Source organism: Kitasatospora sp. NPDC001119, from assembly GCF_053598475.1.
In genome coordinates, this window is the sequence record NZ_JBSFKI010000037.1 from 1 (window position 1) to 13291 (window position 13291).

Below are 13291 nucleotides of genomic sequence, written 5' to 3' on the forward strand. Positions count from 1 at the left end.
GTGCGGAGGGCGGCAGTTCCTTGGTGTCCCGGTAGCGCAGTCGGCCGGTGGCGGTGGCCTCGAAGTGCTGGCCCCACAGCTCGCGCAGGATTTTGCCCGGGACCGGTGACGGTCCCGGGCGCGCCTGTCGCCGGAGGCTCGGGAACCCCGGGCGTCGAGGGGCCTGGGGTTGGTTCCTAGGGTTTCGGCGGAGCCGGGGCACCCGCGCCCCGGCCGGCCTTGACGCCGTTCACCATCGCCTGGTGGATCGCCCGAGCGGTGGTCTCGTCCTGCGCCGGCACCGGGCTGCCGGTGACCGTGTACCAGTCCAGCGCGCCGGTGTACTGGACGGTCAGCCTCGCCTCGCCGTCCACCCAGGTGGTGTGCACGGTGAGGTCGCCGGAGATCGGGCCGATCTCGGTGGTGGTCACCCCGCCGGGGCCGCTGATGATCGATTGGGTGGTCCAGGTCGCCCACGACGTGCGCGGGTCCGCGGGCGGCTGGGCCTGGCGGTTTCCTTGGTCGTGTTCGGTCATGCGCCTATCCTCCCCCGCGGGTGGCCCGCCGCCGGAGCAGCGACACCTGCGGTCGCGGCGACCGCCCGGCGGCACCGGGCGGTCGAGTCGGTACGGCGGACGGTCAGCCGGGCTGGCCGGGCTCGTCCAGCATGGGGGCGCCCTCCGCCCGGGAGGTGTCCTGTGCGTGCAGGTTCTGCATCGAGGGGACGCCCTCCTCGGGGTCCGCGGCGCGGATGTCCTCGTCGTCCTCGGTACTCACCTTGGACCGGTCACTCATGTCGGTCATCGCGGGCTCCGTCTCCTCGGCCGGTCCTGGCGCGCCGGGCCGGAGGCGCGGCGGGACCGGTGGTGGCTCTTCGCCCCTCCAGCCTGCCTCCGCCCCGGCGCGAGGGCCAGCCGGGTGACCCGGGAAGCGCCACGCGGACCCCACCCGGGCGTCAGGAGACCCCCGGGCGTCACCAGGCGACGGGCAGCGACCGCATGCCGTAGATGAACGCGTCGGTGCGGAACGCCAGCTCGTCGCGCGGGACGGTCAGCCGCAGCCCGGGCAGCCGCCGGAACAGCGTGGCCAGCGCGATCTGGAGCTCGGCACGGGCCAGCGGCTGGCCGAGGCACTGGTGCACGCCGAAGCCGAAGGCCATGTGCCGCCGGGCGTCCCGGTCCAGGTCCAGTTCGTCGGCCGGCAGCCGGTCGGCGCCGCCGAACACCGCCTCGTCCCGGTTGGCGGTGGAGAGCATCGCGACCACGCCCTCCCCGGCCCGGACGGTCGTACCGCCCAGCTCCACGTCCTCCAACGCCACCCGGAGCACCCCGGTGTGGATGATGGTGAGGAGGCGCAGCAGCTCCTCCACCGCGCCGGGCACCGCGGCCGGGTCGGCCAGCCTGGCGATCTGCTCGGGCCGGTCCAGCAGCAGGGCGGTGGAGAGCGAGATCATGTTCGCGGTCGTCTCGTGCCCGGCGACCAGCAGCAGGAAGCCGGTGCTGGCGACCTCGCGCGGGGTGAGGTCGTCCCGGACGGCGAGCCGGCTGAGGATGTCGTCCCGCGGCTCCTCCCGCTTGCGGGCCGTCAGCGCCTCCAGGTACTCCAGCATCTCGTCCCGGGCCGCCAGGAGCTCCTCGAACGGCCTGGTGTTGCTGAGCAGCGTCCGGCTGATGCCCTGGAAGAACTCGTGCTCCTCGTACGGGACGCCGAGCAGCAGGCAGATCACCAGCGAGGGGACGGGCAGCGCGAAGTCGGCGACCAGGTCGGCCTCGGCGCGGCCCGCGGTCATCCCGTCCAGCGCCTCGTCCACGATCCGCTGGATGTCCGGGCGCATCGCCTCGACCCGTTTGACCAGGAAGTCCCCGGTGACCATCCGGCGCAGCCGGGCGTGCTCGGGGTCGTCGAGGTTCAGGAAGTTCGGGTTCTCGCCGATCCGGTCCCGGCTGCCGGCTATCAGCAGCGGGAAGGTCGGGTGGCGCAGGTCCGCGCTGAACCGGCGGTCGGACAGGATGGCGCGGACCTCGGCGTAGCCGGTGGCCAGCCAGCAGGACTCGCCCCCGGGCAGCTCGGCGCGGCTCAGGTTCGCGGTGGCGGCGGCCTCGGTGTAGGCGGGCGGCGGGCCGAACGGGCAGCCGGCGGAGTGCCGGGCCGGCAGCGGGACGGCGGGCACGGTGGGTGTGCTCGTCAAGGCGGGGTCTCCTTGCGTCGCGATGGTTCTCCGGTGGGGTGGGGTTGCCGGACGTTCGCCGGTCCCGGGTGCGGTTCCGGTCCGCGGCCGGCCCGGACCGGCGTACGGTCAGCCGTCGACCGAGGCGGCCCCGGCCTCCGCCGGCCCGTCCTCGACCACGGTGATGGCGCCGCCCGGGCAGAGCTGGGCGGCCAGTCTGAGATCCTCGAACTGGTCGGGCCTGAAGGCGGCCTGACGAAGCCTCACCAGACTGTCGTCGTCGTCCTGGTCGAAGACCTCGGGAACGTTCGTGACGCACATCCCGGAGCTGCAGCAGCGGTCCCGGTCGACACTCACCCGCATGGTCGGGCACCTCTCGCCAGTGCGCCGCCGGCTGCCCGGCGGCCGCCTCTCGTTGTCATTGCCAACCTAACCGCCGCTACTCCGTCCACGGAGGGCGCGGTGGCGGGATCGCCGAGAATGGCCGATTCGGCTCCCGTCGGAGCCGCCGGTGCGGCGCGCGAGGTTTGAACGGACGTCACCCCAACAAGCCTGTACCGTAAGGTGGTTCATGGGCTCCGGGCGCTGCCCGTAGCCGCCCGCTCCCGGCTCAGAGCCCCTCGGCGGCGGCGATCTCCCGTACGGTCGCGACGGTGTCCGCCTCGGCGGCGTCCTTGTCCGGCCGGTAGCGCACCACCCGGGCGAAGCGCAGGGCGAGCCCGGCCGGATAGCGGGAGCTGCGCTGCACCCCGTCGAAGGCGATCTCGACGACCAGTTCCGGCCGGACCCGCACCGTCCAGGCGTCCCGTCCGGTCTCCCGGGCCAGCAGTTCGACCGTCTGCCGGGCGAGCGTCTCGTCGGTCAGGCCCTTGAAGGTCTTGCCGAGCATCACCCACGGGCCCAGCCCCGGCTCGCCCGCCGCCCGGGCGCCCAGGTGCAGGTTGCGGAGGAACCCGCGCCGCCGCCCGCCGCCCCACTCGGCGGCCAGCACCACCAGGTCCAGGGTGTGCCGGGGCTTCACCTTGATCCAGCCCGCGCCGCGCCGCCCGGCCGCGTACGGGGCCGACGGGTCCTTCACCAGCACGCCCTCGTGGCCGAGCGCCAGTGTGTCGCGGAAGAAGGCCAGCGCCCGGTCGCGGTCCCCGGTCTCGGTGCGGGCCACCCACAGGCCGTCCGGCACCGCCCCGGCCAGCGCCGCCCAGCGCTCCCGGCCGGGACGGTCCACCAGGTCCTCGCCGTCCCGGTGCAGCAGGTCGAAGAAGTAGGCGTCGAGCGGGACCTCGGCGCGCAGCCGGTCCGGGTCCCGCCGGGAGGCGGTGCGCGCGGCGGTCTCCTGGAACGGGCGCGGCCGGCCGTCCGGACCGAGCGCGATCGCCTCGCCGTCCAGCACCGCCGAACGCAGCGGCAGCGCCAGCGCGTCCCCGACCACCGCGTCCAGCGGCCCCTGCCGCAGGTCCCCGACCAGCACCGCCCGCAGGAACCCCTGCTCCTCCGCCGTCGCCCGCGCGAACAGCCCGTGCAGCAGCCGCCGCCGCTCCGCCTGCGCCCCGGCCCCGTGCACCCCCGCGATCCGCTCCAGCTCCCGCTCCACCTCCCGCACCCCGAGCGAGGCCTCCGCCGCGGGCCCGGGCAGACCCCGCAACGCCGCCGGCCCGATCCCGGTCCGCAACCGCTGCGACTCCCCGGACAGCAACGCCACCGCCGCCGCCCCCTCCACCGGCCCCAGCCCCCGCAGACACCCGGGCAGCCGACGCCCGGCCACCCGCCGCCGCCTGACCCGCACCGGCCAGGACGGCCGGAGATCCGTACCGCGCGCATGAGGGGGCACATATCGGTCACAAGGTGAGGCACGAGAGGCGCCGGTGCGCCGCCCCGGTGGACGACTGGAGGAACCGACGAGCGACCTGTCGAACAAGGCGCGGGAACTGGCCGGCGAGGCGAAGGAGCGCGCCGGCGAACTCACCGGTGACGAGGCGCCGCCGGTCGGCCACTCGGCCTGCTGCGGCGATCAGGAATCGGAGTAGCTGAGGTCCCCGACCGTCCAGCTGCTGACGTCCTCGATGGCGATGCGGTACATGCCGCCGGTGTGGGGCAGCCCGAAGTCGCCCTGCAGGATCCTCGCCCGGTGCAGATGCAGATGGGTGGGCGGTGCGGGCGGGGCGTCGGCGGGCGGGGCGAAGAGGGCGGCGAACGGCTTCAAGTGCTCCGAGGCCTGGAGGACCTCCGCCACCCGCTCCAACCACAGGCTCACCGGCGCGAGTCTGCCGGTGATCACCGCGCCCGGGACCACCACGGTCAGCGACATCTGATTGCTGTGCTCGGACTCGACCATCGCCGCGATGTCGACGAGCAGCCCGTCAGGGTTCGGCATGCCTGCCAGGATAGGACACGGTCTCCGCGAGCCGAAGGGCCTGGGCGGCAACCATGGCAGTCGCGAGCCTTGCGCCTGCTGTACGGCGGCGGTGAGGGCCGGGCCGTCGCCGGGATCGCGCGGGCCGCCGGTGACGGGCAGGGTCGGCCGCGAGGACGGTGGTGAAGTCCGCGGAGCCGCCCACCTCCGACAGGGCCGGCGTCAGCGCGCCGCGGATGCCGCGGAATCCGTGCGCCCGGCGACGACGGCGGGAATGCGGCGGGCTGCCGCAGATTTCGTCCTTCCTTGCGGTACGCGTCGAAAGTCGCGGGAGCGCGCCCTCTTCGCGTACTCGATTTCGGAGCGCCTCGGGATGGTGCCGGTGGGCGTGGCACTGAATTTCGCGAGTCCGCCGCGCCGAGGGCAGAGGCTCGGCGCCTGCGCTTCTCGCCCTCCCGGGAGGAGCGGCCGGTCGGAGTGCAAGGGGTGGCCGACATGCTCAACTCGGCTGCTGTGCAGTCACTTTGGCAGTCACCGTGGCATCGCGGCCGGTACCCCTCGGCAAGGGGCGCCGCAGAACCGGGGACGGAATATCCACCCGCGGCGGGTCTGGGCCTGCTAGAGTCGTTTTAGTTGCAGTAGTGGTTCCCATGAACTTTGTGTGCGCCTGCTGATGTTTCGCAGGCGCATTTCTGTTTCCCGGCTCTTCCCCGGGTGGGTGCTTATCGCGGTGACTCGAAGCGCGCGCTGTGCACGCTTCGGACAGTCCCTTGAAGGAGATTTTTTATGGCTAATGGCACTGTGAAGTGGTTCAACGCGGAAAAGGGCTTCGGCTTCATCGAGCAGGACGGTGGCGGCGCCGACGTCTTCGCCCACTACTCGAACATCAACGCCAACGGCTTCCGTGAGCTGCTCGAGGGCCAGAAGGTCGAGTTCGACGTCACGCAGGGCCAGAAGGGCCCGCAGGCCGAGAACATTCGTCCGCTGTAGTTTCCGCCACGGCACCCGCCTGGTAGCGAGGGGCCCGCACCGCGTACATGATGCCCGGTGCGGGCCCCTTCGGTATTGCTCCACCCCGCACATCCCGGCCGATTCCGGCCCCCTGGCTCCGCCACCGGCGGCCATCCCCACGCGAGACGCGCAGCGCCGCGTCCGGATCGCCGCCCCTGCCGTGACATCCCACGGTTCGTGGATCTCCGTTCCCGCCCCGGCGGTGAGCGCAGACCTGAGGTGACGTGCCGCACGGTTTCACCGTCCACGCCCCGCGCTCCACACTTTCGGCCCGTTCCCTCGCGACCTCCTGCCGGCGTCCCGCGCCGCCGAGCCGCCTCGTGACGTGCCGCCCCAGGAAGGTTTCACATGAACCGCTCCCGCCGCTCCCCGTACCAGAACGCCAACTCCCGTTCCTCGGTCTCCTCCCGATCCGCCGGCGCCGCCTACGGCTCCCGCCCGGGCAGCGGCTCCTTCTACGGCGACCGGCCCGCCGGCGGCCGTGGCGCCCGTCAAAGTCGTTCCTCACAGGGTGAGTTCGCGATGCCGGTGAGCACCACCCCGGCGCTGCCCGCCGTCGAATCGTTCGACGAGCTGGACATGCCCAAGGCGCTGCTGTCGGTGCTGACCCGCCAGGGCGTCACCACGCCGTTCCCGATCCAGGGCGCGACACTGCCGAACTCGCTGGCCGGACGTGACGTCCTCGGACGGGGACGGACGGGCTCCGGCAAGACCATCGCGTTCGGTCTCGCGCTGCTGGCCCGCATCGCCGGCCGGCGCGCGGAGCCGCGCCGGCCGCTGGCCCTGGTGCTGGTCCCCACCCGCGAGCTCGCCCAGCAGGTCACCGACGCACTCACCCCGTTCGCGCACGCGGTGCGGCTGCGGATGGCGGCCGTGGTGGGCGGGATGTCGATCGGCCGCCAGGCACAGGTGCTGAACCGTGGGGCGGAGGTCGTCGTGGCCACCCCCGGCCGACTCAAGGACCTGATCCAGCGCGGCGACTGCCAACTCGACGGGGTCGGCGTCACCGTCCTCGACGAGGCCGACCAGATGGCCGACATGGGCTTCCTGCCGCAGGTCACCGAACTCCTGGAACAGGTCGCCGAAGGCGGCCAGACCATGCTGTTCTCCGCCACCCTGGACCGCAACGTCGACCGCCTCGTCCGGAACTTCCTGAAGGACCCGGTCACCCACTCGGTGGACCCGTCCGCGGCAGCGGTCAGCACCATGGAGCACCACGTGCTGCACGTGCAGAACGTCGACAAGGACGCCACGATCGCCCACATCGCCTCCCGTGACGGCGGGGTGATCATGTTCACCGAGACCCGGGAGCGTGCCGACGCGCTGGTGGAGGACCTGCTCGCCAACGGGGTCAAGGCCGCGGCCCTGCACGGCGGCAAGTCCCAGCCCCAGCGCACCCGCACCCTGGAGCAGTTCCGCACCGGCCAGGTCACGGCGCTGATCGCGACCAACGTCGCGGCCCGGGGCATCCACGTCGACGGCCTCGACCTCGTCGTCAACCTGGACCCGCCGAGCGACCACAAGGACTACCTGCACCGCGGCGGGCGCACGGCCCGGGCCGGCGAGTCCGGGACCGTCGTCACCCTGGTCCTGCCCAACCAGCGCCGCGCGACGGCCCGCATGCTGAGCACCGCCGGTATCACCCCTGTCACCACCAGGGTCAGCGCCGGCGACGAGGACCTGGCCCGCATCACCGGCGCCCGAGTCCCCAACGGCGTGCCCGTCGTCATCGCCGACCCCGTCGTCGAACGCCCCCGCGGCAGCGCGGCCACGAGGCGCGGCCGCCGCAGCCGCCCGGCTTCCACCGGCGGCGACGCCCGCGTCACCGTGGCGAGCCGCGACACCAAGGGCTCCTCCGGCCGCCGCCGGGCACCCAGGCGTATCGCCCTCGCGGCCTAGAAGGCAGGTCCGGCCCGGACCGCCCCCGCGTTCCGGGCCCCGGCGGACCCCGGCGGCTGTCCCACCGCCGCTACCCCGACCACCGCCGGCCCCGGCGGAAACGACACCACGGAGCCCCATGGCCCTCACCCTCGAACGCCCGGCGACCACCACCACGGTCCGCGACCTCATGACCCGCCCCGAGCTACAGATCAGCGACGACGTCATGCTCGACGTGGCGATCCACATCCTGCACGGCTCCGGCGCCGATCACCTCCTGGTCCGCGACGACGACGGCCGCTGCGCCGGGCTGCTGACCCGCCCGCACCTCGCCCCGTTCGAGACCCGCACCCGGTCCACTGAGCGCACCCCGGTCCGCGACATCGCCTTCGACCGCGCCCCGTTCGCCACCGCCGACATGCTCGCCGCCACCGCGGCCTCCGCCATGTGCGCCCGAGGCCTGGCCGTGTGGCCGGTGGTCGACCCCGACGGCCACGCCATCGGCCTGCTCGGCCTCTAGACCGGCCTGTCGGCCGGGGGCGCACCGGGACGACAGGGCGGCACAGGACCCTGGAATCCTCCGCGCGCGGCTCGCGCGCCGGAGGAGACACCGGAGGGCTCCACCCACTGCGCGGTCGACTTCCGGGACTTCCTGGACGAGATCGACCGCCAGGCCGGGCCGGGCCTGGCGGTCGACGTGATCTACGACAACCTGTCCGCCCACGAGTCACCCGTGGTGCACCGCGGGCTGGTCGCGTATCCCCGTGTCCAGTTGCACTTCACACCGACGTACTCGTCCTGGATCAACCAGGTCGAGCGGTGGTACGCGGAGCTGGAACGGCGCTGCCTCGGACGCGGCGTGCTCTGCTCACTCGACGACCTGGCGACCACCGCCCACCGGTCCCGTCGGCCCGGCGGGCGGTCAGGTGCCGGCGGTGGGTTCCTGGCGGTGTTGGGAGCGGCGGAGTTGTTCGTTGAGGCGCAGGGCTTCCTCGAGTTGGTCTTCGAGGATGACGATGCGGCAGGCGGCTTCGATGGGGGTGCCCTGGTCGACGAGGTCGCGGGCGCGCATGGCGATGCGTAGTTGGTAGCGGGAGTAGCGGCGGTGGCCGCCGTCGGAGCGCAGGGGGGTGATGAGGCGGTGGTCGCCGAGGGCCCGCAGGAAGCCGGGGGTGGTGCCGGTCATCTCGGCGGCGCGGCCCATGGTGTAGGCGGGGTAGTCGTCGTCGTCGAGCTTGTCGGGTGTGTCGGGGCTGGCCGTTGTAGTCACTGCACCTCTCTGGTTCTCGGGGAGAACGCGTCGAGGGGCCCCGGGGCCGTGTCGGCTCCGGGGCCCCGAAGGGAACAACACCATCTACCGGCCTGGGCCGGCCCTTCCACTTCCGCACTGCCCCGGGGAAGGGGTGTGCGGGGATCGCGTATGCGTGACCGGAAACCACCGTCCTTGCGTTGGGGTCTGCGGTGTCCGCCCGGGTGAGTGTTCACGGGCCGGGCGATCCTGATGGCGCTTGCGCCCTCCGTTCCTCCTCTGTACTGAACTGTCACTTTCGTACTGCCGGTACCGCGCTCACTGAACTGCGTACTGCTCGATACCACTGGCGGCGGCCCCTGATGCCTGCGGGCCGCCCGGTCCGGCAGTCAGTCCCGTCGCCGTCCTGCACCTGCCGGGCTTCGGAACTCCACTGCCGGACCGAACTGCGAACTTCTGTCCAACAACCCCGGCCAGTTCGTGTCTGGCCGGTATCGCCGACTGCTGTCTACGAGAGAAACGTTAGACCCACCCAAGGGCAATGTCTACTCCGGCGCGCATAGATTTTGCGGCGCCCGTGAGTGAGGTAGCCTCCCGCTGCGCGGCGGCGGCAACCCCCCGAGCCACCGCCGCGCGCCCGAGTCACAGGGTGTGGGTGAGGCGATCGGTCAGGAGGCGGGTGAAGCGGGCCGGGTCGGGCAGGTCACCGCCTTCCGCGAGCAGGGCGCTGCCGTGGACCAGTTCGGCGATGTCGGTGAGCGCCAGGTCGTCGGCGTTCGCCTCGTGGGCCCGACGCAGGGCGGTGACGAGGGGGTGGGTGGGATTGAGTTCGAGGATCCGCTTGACCTGGGGGAGGTCCTGGCCCATGGCCCGGTACATCTTCTCCAGGGTGGGGGTCAGGTCCTGGGCGTCGCCGACCAGGCACGCCGCGGAGGTGGTCAGGCGGGTGGAGAGGCGGACCTGCTTGACGTGCTCGGCCAGGGTGGACTGGAGCCAGCCGAGGAGCGCGGCGAAGTCCTGTTCGCGCTGGGCCTTCTCGGTCTTCGCCTCGTCACCGCCGTCGCCGTCGGAGTCGTCGTCGAGGTCGACCTGTCCCTTGGCGATCGACTGGAAACGGTGGCCGTCGAAGGAGGGGACCTCGTCGGTCCAGATCTCGTCGACGGGGTCGGTGAGGATCAGGACCTCGTAGCCCTTGGCGGTGAAGGCCTCCATGTGCGGGGAGTTCTCCACCATCGCCCGGTTCTCGCCGGTCAGGTAGTAGACGGTGTCCTGGCCGTCCTTCATCCGCGCGACGTACTCGCGCAGCGTCGTCGCCTTCTCCGGGTCGTGAGTGGACGCCGTGGAGACCAGTTCCAACAGGGTGTCGGTGTTGTCGCGGTCCTCGATCAGGCCTTCCTTGAGGACCCGGCCGAACTGCTCCCACACCTTCGCGTAGGTCTCGCTGTCCTTGGTCCGCATGTCCTTGAGGGCGGCGAGGACCTTCTTGACGAGGCGCCGCCGCACGGCGGTGATCTGGCGGTCGTGCTGCAGGATCTCGCGGGAGACGTTCAGCGACAGGTCGTGGGCGTCGACGACGCCCTTGACGAAGCGCAGGTAGTTCGGCATGAGCGCGTCGCAGTCGTCCATGATGAACACGCGCTTGACGTACAGCTGCACGCCCCGCTTGGCGTCCCGGGAGAACAGGTCGAACGGGGCGTGGGCGGGGACGAACAGCAGAGCCTCGTACTCGAAGGTGCCCTCGGCGCGCATGTGGACGGTCTCGGCCGGAGGCTGCCAGTCATGGCTGATCTGCTGGTAGAACTCGTTGTACTCGGCCTCGGTCACCTCACTGCGGGGGCGGGCCCACAGGGCCTTCATCGAGTTCAGCGTCTCCGGCTCGCCCCGGCGCTCGCTCTCGTCCTGGTCCTCGGCGGCCATGCGGATGGGCCAGCGGATGAAGTCCGAGTACTGCTTGACGATCTGGCGGATCTTCCACGTGGCCAGGTAGTCGCCGAGCCCGTCCTCGCCGTCCGCCGGCTTGAGGTGCAGCGTGACCGAGGTGCCCACCGGCAGGCCTTCGGCCTCCGCGATGGTGTAGCTGCCCTCGCCGTCGGACTCCCACACGGTGCCCTGCTCGGTGCCGGCGCGGCGGGTGTGCAGGGTGACCTTGTCGGCGACCATGAACGCAGAGTAGAAGCCGACCCCGAACTGGCCGATCAGGCTCTGCGCCGCGTCCGCGTCCTTGGCCTCCTTGATCTTGGCCAGCAGGCTCGCGGTGCCGGACTTGGCGATGGTGCCGATCAGGTCGACGACGTCGTCGCGGGTCATGCCGATGCCGTTGTCCCGCACCGTCAGGGTGCGGGCCGCCTGGTCGACTTCCAGGGTGATGTGCAGGTCGGAGGTGTCGGCCGCGAGGTCGGTGTCGGTGAGGGATTCCAGGCGGAGCTTGTCGAGGGCGTCGGAGGCGTTGGAGATCAGCTCGCGCAGGAAGATGTCCTTGTTCGAGTAGATCGAGTGGATCACCAGCTGCAGCAGTTGGCGGGTCTCCGCCTGGAACTCCAGCGTCTCGGTCGGGCTGGCCACGGGAGGGGTCTCCTTCGGTGGAAAGGGTTCGGTTCGGGCTGCCGGGGCCGGACGGGCGTGCCGCGCGGCCGGCCGCGGGTGTTCGGATACGGCTGAGGGGCCGGTACGGGTGCCCGGGGCGGTCGGCCCTGGGCCGGGCGGTTCCGTAGCACGGCAGGAAGGGCTTCCAGCCGTCACGGCATTCCGGCGTGGCACCGCGGCGGCGACCAGGGCCTGCTCGACCGAGGCCACCGCGACAGGCCGGCCTGTCAGGTCCGGTACCTGCGTCTCCTCGCCGGCGGCGTCGGCGTCGACCCGCGCTCCGCCTGCCGGGGGCCTGCGGCTGCGACCGGGGCCGAGGTGCGCGGGCTGGGGCCCGGCTGGGGCGGTCACGGGCCGGTGGGAGGCGTGCGGCGCTGCCGTCCGCTGTCGGCGCGCAGCCGGCCGGTCCGGGTGGCGAGCTCGTCGAGATGGTCGGCGATCGTCGGGTGGGCTGCTTCCAGGAAGGGCCGGGTTTCGGCGAGCGGAGCGAGCAGGCGGGCGGGGTCGTTGTTGCCGAGCGCGTCCAGCAGGCGTTTCACGGCGGGGGCCGCCGAGGCGGTGAGGCCGTCGAGGGCGCCGATCTGTCCGGCGAGGCGGCGTAGGTCCGCGGCGTTGTCGCGGGCCCAGGCGGTCACCGCGCGGTCGGCGGCGCGCCGGTCGCGTACGGCCTGGACGCGTTGCTCGCCGGTGCTGCCCGCCTCGGTGCCGGCGTCGGCGTTCGGGCGCATGCGCAGGTAGCGGCGTTCGGCGGCCTGGCGGCTCTGGACGCCCATCGGTTCGGCGAGGTCGGCCCAGGTGGCGCCGGCGCCGCGGGCGGTCTCGATCAGGCCGGTCTCCCAGCCGGCGAGTTCCTCGCGAAGGTGGCGCAGCAGCATGAGCGCGGACAGGGGCCGGGCCGGGTCTATCTGTCCCGCGTCGTCCGGGGGTGCGTGGCGGGCGGTGCGGGCGGCGTCGTCCATCATGCCCAGCGCGGCGGCGGCGGCCAGGAACGAGGCCGGGCCGACCCCGGCCGTGCCGGTGTCCTGCGTATCCATGTCGTCACTCTTTCGCTGACTGGGTATTTGTCGTCGCCTGGATGACATGCTACAGCGGTTCGTGTCACGCCGCACAGGTGCGAACGGATCTCCCGGTCCGATCCTGGCCCTCGGGTCTGGAGCCCCAGGAAAGAGCCGGCTTCCGTGCGGAACCACGGGCTTTCTCCCGGGGCCCGCCGCGCGGCACCCCGGTCGGCCGTGAGGCGCGCGACATGACCGCGCGGACCGGCGAAGCCGGGGACGAGAGGTCCACGCTCCTCGCCCGGTGTCCTGGTACCCGTCTTCGTCCGGCAGGGCGAGCAGGCTGCGTTCGCGCGGCCCCCAGCCCCGCCCCGGGCGGGTCGGGCCGATCGGGGCGGTGCTGCGTCCGGGGTCCTGGCCGGGGAGGCAAGGCGCCGGAGTGGCGTAGCGGGTACGTGCTCTTGGCCGGGGCGGTGATCCGCGGCGGGGCGACGGGGCGTCATGCTGGGTGGCTCGTACCGCCCCCTGAGTGATGGAGACCGAGATGAACGACACCTCCACGGCCCGTTGGAGCGTCGGCGTGCCCGAGGCCGGTGACTACCCGGCCTGGCGTGAACTCTTCCGTGGGTACTGCGAGTTCTACCGGGTGCCGATTCCGGAGGAGAAGGCCGAGCTGGTGTGGTCCTGGCTGATGGATCCGGGGCACGAGGTGGCGGGGCTGCTGGTGCGGGACGCGGACGGACGGCCGGTCGGGCTGGCGCACTACCGGCCGTTCTCGCGGCCGTTGCACGGGGCGGTCGGGTGCTTCCTGGACGATCTGTTCGTGGCGCCGGAGGTCCGCGGCGGCGGGGCGGTGGACGCGTTGTTGGGCCGGCTGCGGGAAATCGCGGCGGAACGCGGGTGGAACACCGTCCGCTGGATCACCTCTGAAGACAATTACCGGGCCCGTGGAAAATATGACAAGGTCGCCAATCAGACCAGGTTCATCACCTACGACATGGCTCCGGAGGCACCGGCCGGCTGAGACCGCGGCCTGGCCCCCGGACATTCGTTCGGAATTTCTGTTATCGGCGCCCCGC

14 protein-coding genes and 1 pseudogene are annotated in these 13291 nt (G+C 72.4%); 6 read left to right on the top strand and 9 right to left on the bottom strand.

Annotated elements, in window-relative coordinates; translation table 11 throughout:
• Positions 1-176 precede the first annotated feature (176 nt).
• The 5 genes from ACWDD9_RS34080 to ACWDD9_RS34100 all read right to left on the bottom strand — a co-directional run bounded on the left by ACWDD9_RS34080 (position 177) and on the right by ACWDD9_RS34100 (position 3974).
• Positions 177-515 carry a hypothetical protein gene (locus ACWDD9_RS34080; RefSeq protein WP_117486557.1) on the bottom strand — a complete coding sequence of 113 codons (339 nt, stop codon included), beginning with the start codon at positions 513-515 and terminating at the stop codon, positions 177-179.
• 103 nt (positions 516-618) lie between these two features.
• Positions 619-783 (bottom strand): hypothetical protein, encoded by a 165-nt coding sequence (locus ACWDD9_RS34085; RefSeq protein ID WP_449813754.1) that lies wholly within the window; start codon positions 781-783, stop codon positions 619-621.
• 169 nt (positions 784-952) lie between these two features.
• Entirely contained in the window at positions 953-2167 is a 1215-nt protein-coding gene (locus tag ACWDD9_RS34090; RefSeq protein ID WP_449813755.1) for a cytochrome P450, read from the bottom strand.
• Between the two features lie 108 nt (positions 2168-2275).
• The gene (locus tag ACWDD9_RS34095; protein ID WP_449813756.1) at positions 2276-2509 is read right to left on the bottom strand and encodes a ferredoxin; all 234 of its coding nucleotides are present in this window, start codon (positions 2507-2509) and stop codon (positions 2276-2278) included.
• Between the two features lie 247 nt (positions 2510-2756).
• Positions 2757-3974 (bottom strand): ATP-dependent DNA ligase, encoded by a 1218-nt coding sequence (locus tag ACWDD9_RS34100; protein ID WP_449813757.1) that lies wholly within the window; start codon positions 3972-3974, stop codon positions 2757-2759.
• A 34-nt stretch (positions 3975-4008) separates the two neighbouring features.
• Between ACWDD9_RS34100 and ACWDD9_RS34105 the strand changes: the two genes are divergently transcribed.
• The gene (locus ACWDD9_RS34105; RefSeq protein ID WP_449813758.1) at positions 4009-4170 is read left to right on the top strand and encodes a hypothetical protein; all 162 of its coding nucleotides are present in this window, start codon (positions 4009-4011) and stop codon (positions 4168-4170) included.
• Here the strand turns inward: ACWDD9_RS34105 and ACWDD9_RS34110 are convergent.
• Positions 4155-4517: a hypothetical protein gene (locus ACWDD9_RS34110; protein ID WP_375875000.1), complete on the bottom strand. Its 363-nt coding sequence runs from the start codon at positions 4515-4517 to the stop codon at positions 4155-4157. The two genes, ACWDD9_RS34105 and ACWDD9_RS34110, sit on opposite strands and share 16 nt — an antisense overlap.
• Positions 4518-5282: 765 nt before the next feature.
• Between ACWDD9_RS34110 and ACWDD9_RS34115 the strand changes: the two genes are divergently transcribed.
• From ACWDD9_RS34115 to ACWDD9_RS34130, 4 genes and pseudogenes are all read left to right on the top strand, one after another.
• Positions 5283-5486: a cold-shock protein gene (locus ACWDD9_RS34115; protein WP_099897249.1), complete on the top strand. Its 204-nt coding sequence runs from the start codon at positions 5283-5285 to the stop codon at positions 5484-5486.
• 369 nt (positions 5487-5855) lie between these two features.
• A complete protein-coding gene (locus ACWDD9_RS34120) occupies positions 5856-7406 on the top strand; it encodes a DEAD/DEAH box helicase (RefSeq protein ID WP_449813759.1) in 1551 nt (516 codons plus the stop codon).
• A gap of 118 nt (positions 7407-7524) precedes the next feature.
• Positions 7525-7905 carry a CBS domain-containing protein gene (locus tag ACWDD9_RS34125; RefSeq protein WP_449813760.1) on the top strand — a complete coding sequence of 127 codons (381 nt, stop codon included), beginning with the start codon at positions 7525-7527 and terminating at the stop codon, positions 7903-7905.
• A gap of 6 nt (positions 7906-7911) precedes the next feature.
• Positions 7912-8229, top strand: a pseudogene (locus tag ACWDD9_RS34130) (transposase); the annotation flags it as partial.
• A 78-nt stretch (positions 8230-8307) separates the two neighbouring features.
• Here ACWDD9_RS34130 and ACWDD9_RS34135 read toward each other — a convergent pair.
• The 3 genes from ACWDD9_RS34135 to ACWDD9_RS34145 all read right to left on the bottom strand — a co-directional run bounded on the left by ACWDD9_RS34135 (position 8308) and on the right by ACWDD9_RS34145 (position 12251).
• Positions 8308-8589: a helix-turn-helix domain-containing protein gene (locus ACWDD9_RS34135; RefSeq protein ID WP_449813803.1), complete on the bottom strand. Its 282-nt coding sequence runs from the start codon at positions 8587-8589 to the stop codon at positions 8308-8310.
• Positions 8590-9276: 687 nt separating this feature from the next.
• Complete coding sequence (htpG, locus tag ACWDD9_RS34140) at positions 9277-11196, bottom strand: molecular chaperone HtpG (RefSeq protein WP_117486550.1); 1920 nt, start codon at positions 11194-11196, stop codon at positions 9277-9279.
• A 368-nt stretch (positions 11197-11564) separates the two neighbouring features.
• Positions 11565-12251 (bottom strand): hypothetical protein, encoded by a 687-nt coding sequence (locus tag ACWDD9_RS34145; protein ID WP_117486549.1) that lies wholly within the window; start codon positions 12249-12251, stop codon positions 11565-11567.
• A 505-nt stretch (positions 12252-12756) separates the two neighbouring features.
• On the opposite strand from ACWDD9_RS34145, the gene ACWDD9_RS34150 reads away from it, so the two are divergent.
• On the top strand, positions 12757-13236 hold the full coding sequence (locus ACWDD9_RS34150; protein WP_449813761.1) for an N-acetyltransferase family protein: 480 nt from the start codon (positions 12757-12759) through the stop codon (positions 13234-13236).
• Positions 13237-13291: the final 55 nt, after the last annotated feature.

Coding starts and splice junctions, on each gene's coding strand:
- ACWDD9_RS34115 (WP_099897249.1), top strand. CDS start 5,283: ATGGCTAATGGCACTGTGAAGTGGTTCAACGCGGAAAAGGGCTTCGGC.
- ACWDD9_RS34135 (WP_449813803.1), bottom strand. CDS start 8,589: ATGGGCCGCGCCGCCGAGATGACCGGCACCACCCCCGGCTTCCTGCGG.
- ACWDD9_RS34080 (WP_117486557.1), bottom strand. CDS start 515: ATGACCGAACACGACCAAGGAAACCGCCAGGCCCAGCCGCCCGCGGAC.
- ACWDD9_RS34110 (WP_375875000.1), bottom strand. CDS start 4,517: ATGCCGAACCCTGACGGGCTGCTCGTCGACATCGCGGCGATGGTCGAG.
- ACWDD9_RS34150 (WP_449813761.1), top strand. CDS start 12,757: ATGAACGACACCTCCACGGCCCGTTGGAGCGTCGGCGTGCCCGAGGCC.
- ACWDD9_RS34095 (WP_449813756.1), bottom strand. CDS start 2,509: ATGCGGGTGAGTGTCGACCGGGACCGCTGCTGCAGCTCCGGGATGTGC.
- ACWDD9_RS34085 (WP_449813754.1), bottom strand. CDS start 783: ATGACCGACATGAGTGACCGGTCCAAGGTGAGTACCGAGGACGACGAG.
- ACWDD9_RS34145 (WP_117486549.1), bottom strand. CDS start 12,251: ATGGATACGCAGGACACCGGCACGGCCGGGGTCGGCCCGGCCTCGTTC.
- ACWDD9_RS34120 (WP_449813759.1), top strand. CDS start 5,856: ATGAACCGCTCCCGCCGCTCCCCGTACCAGAACGCCAACTCCCGTTCC.
- ACWDD9_RS34125 (WP_449813760.1), top strand. CDS start 7,525: ATGGCCCTCACCCTCGAACGCCCGGCGACCACCACCACGGTCCGCGAC.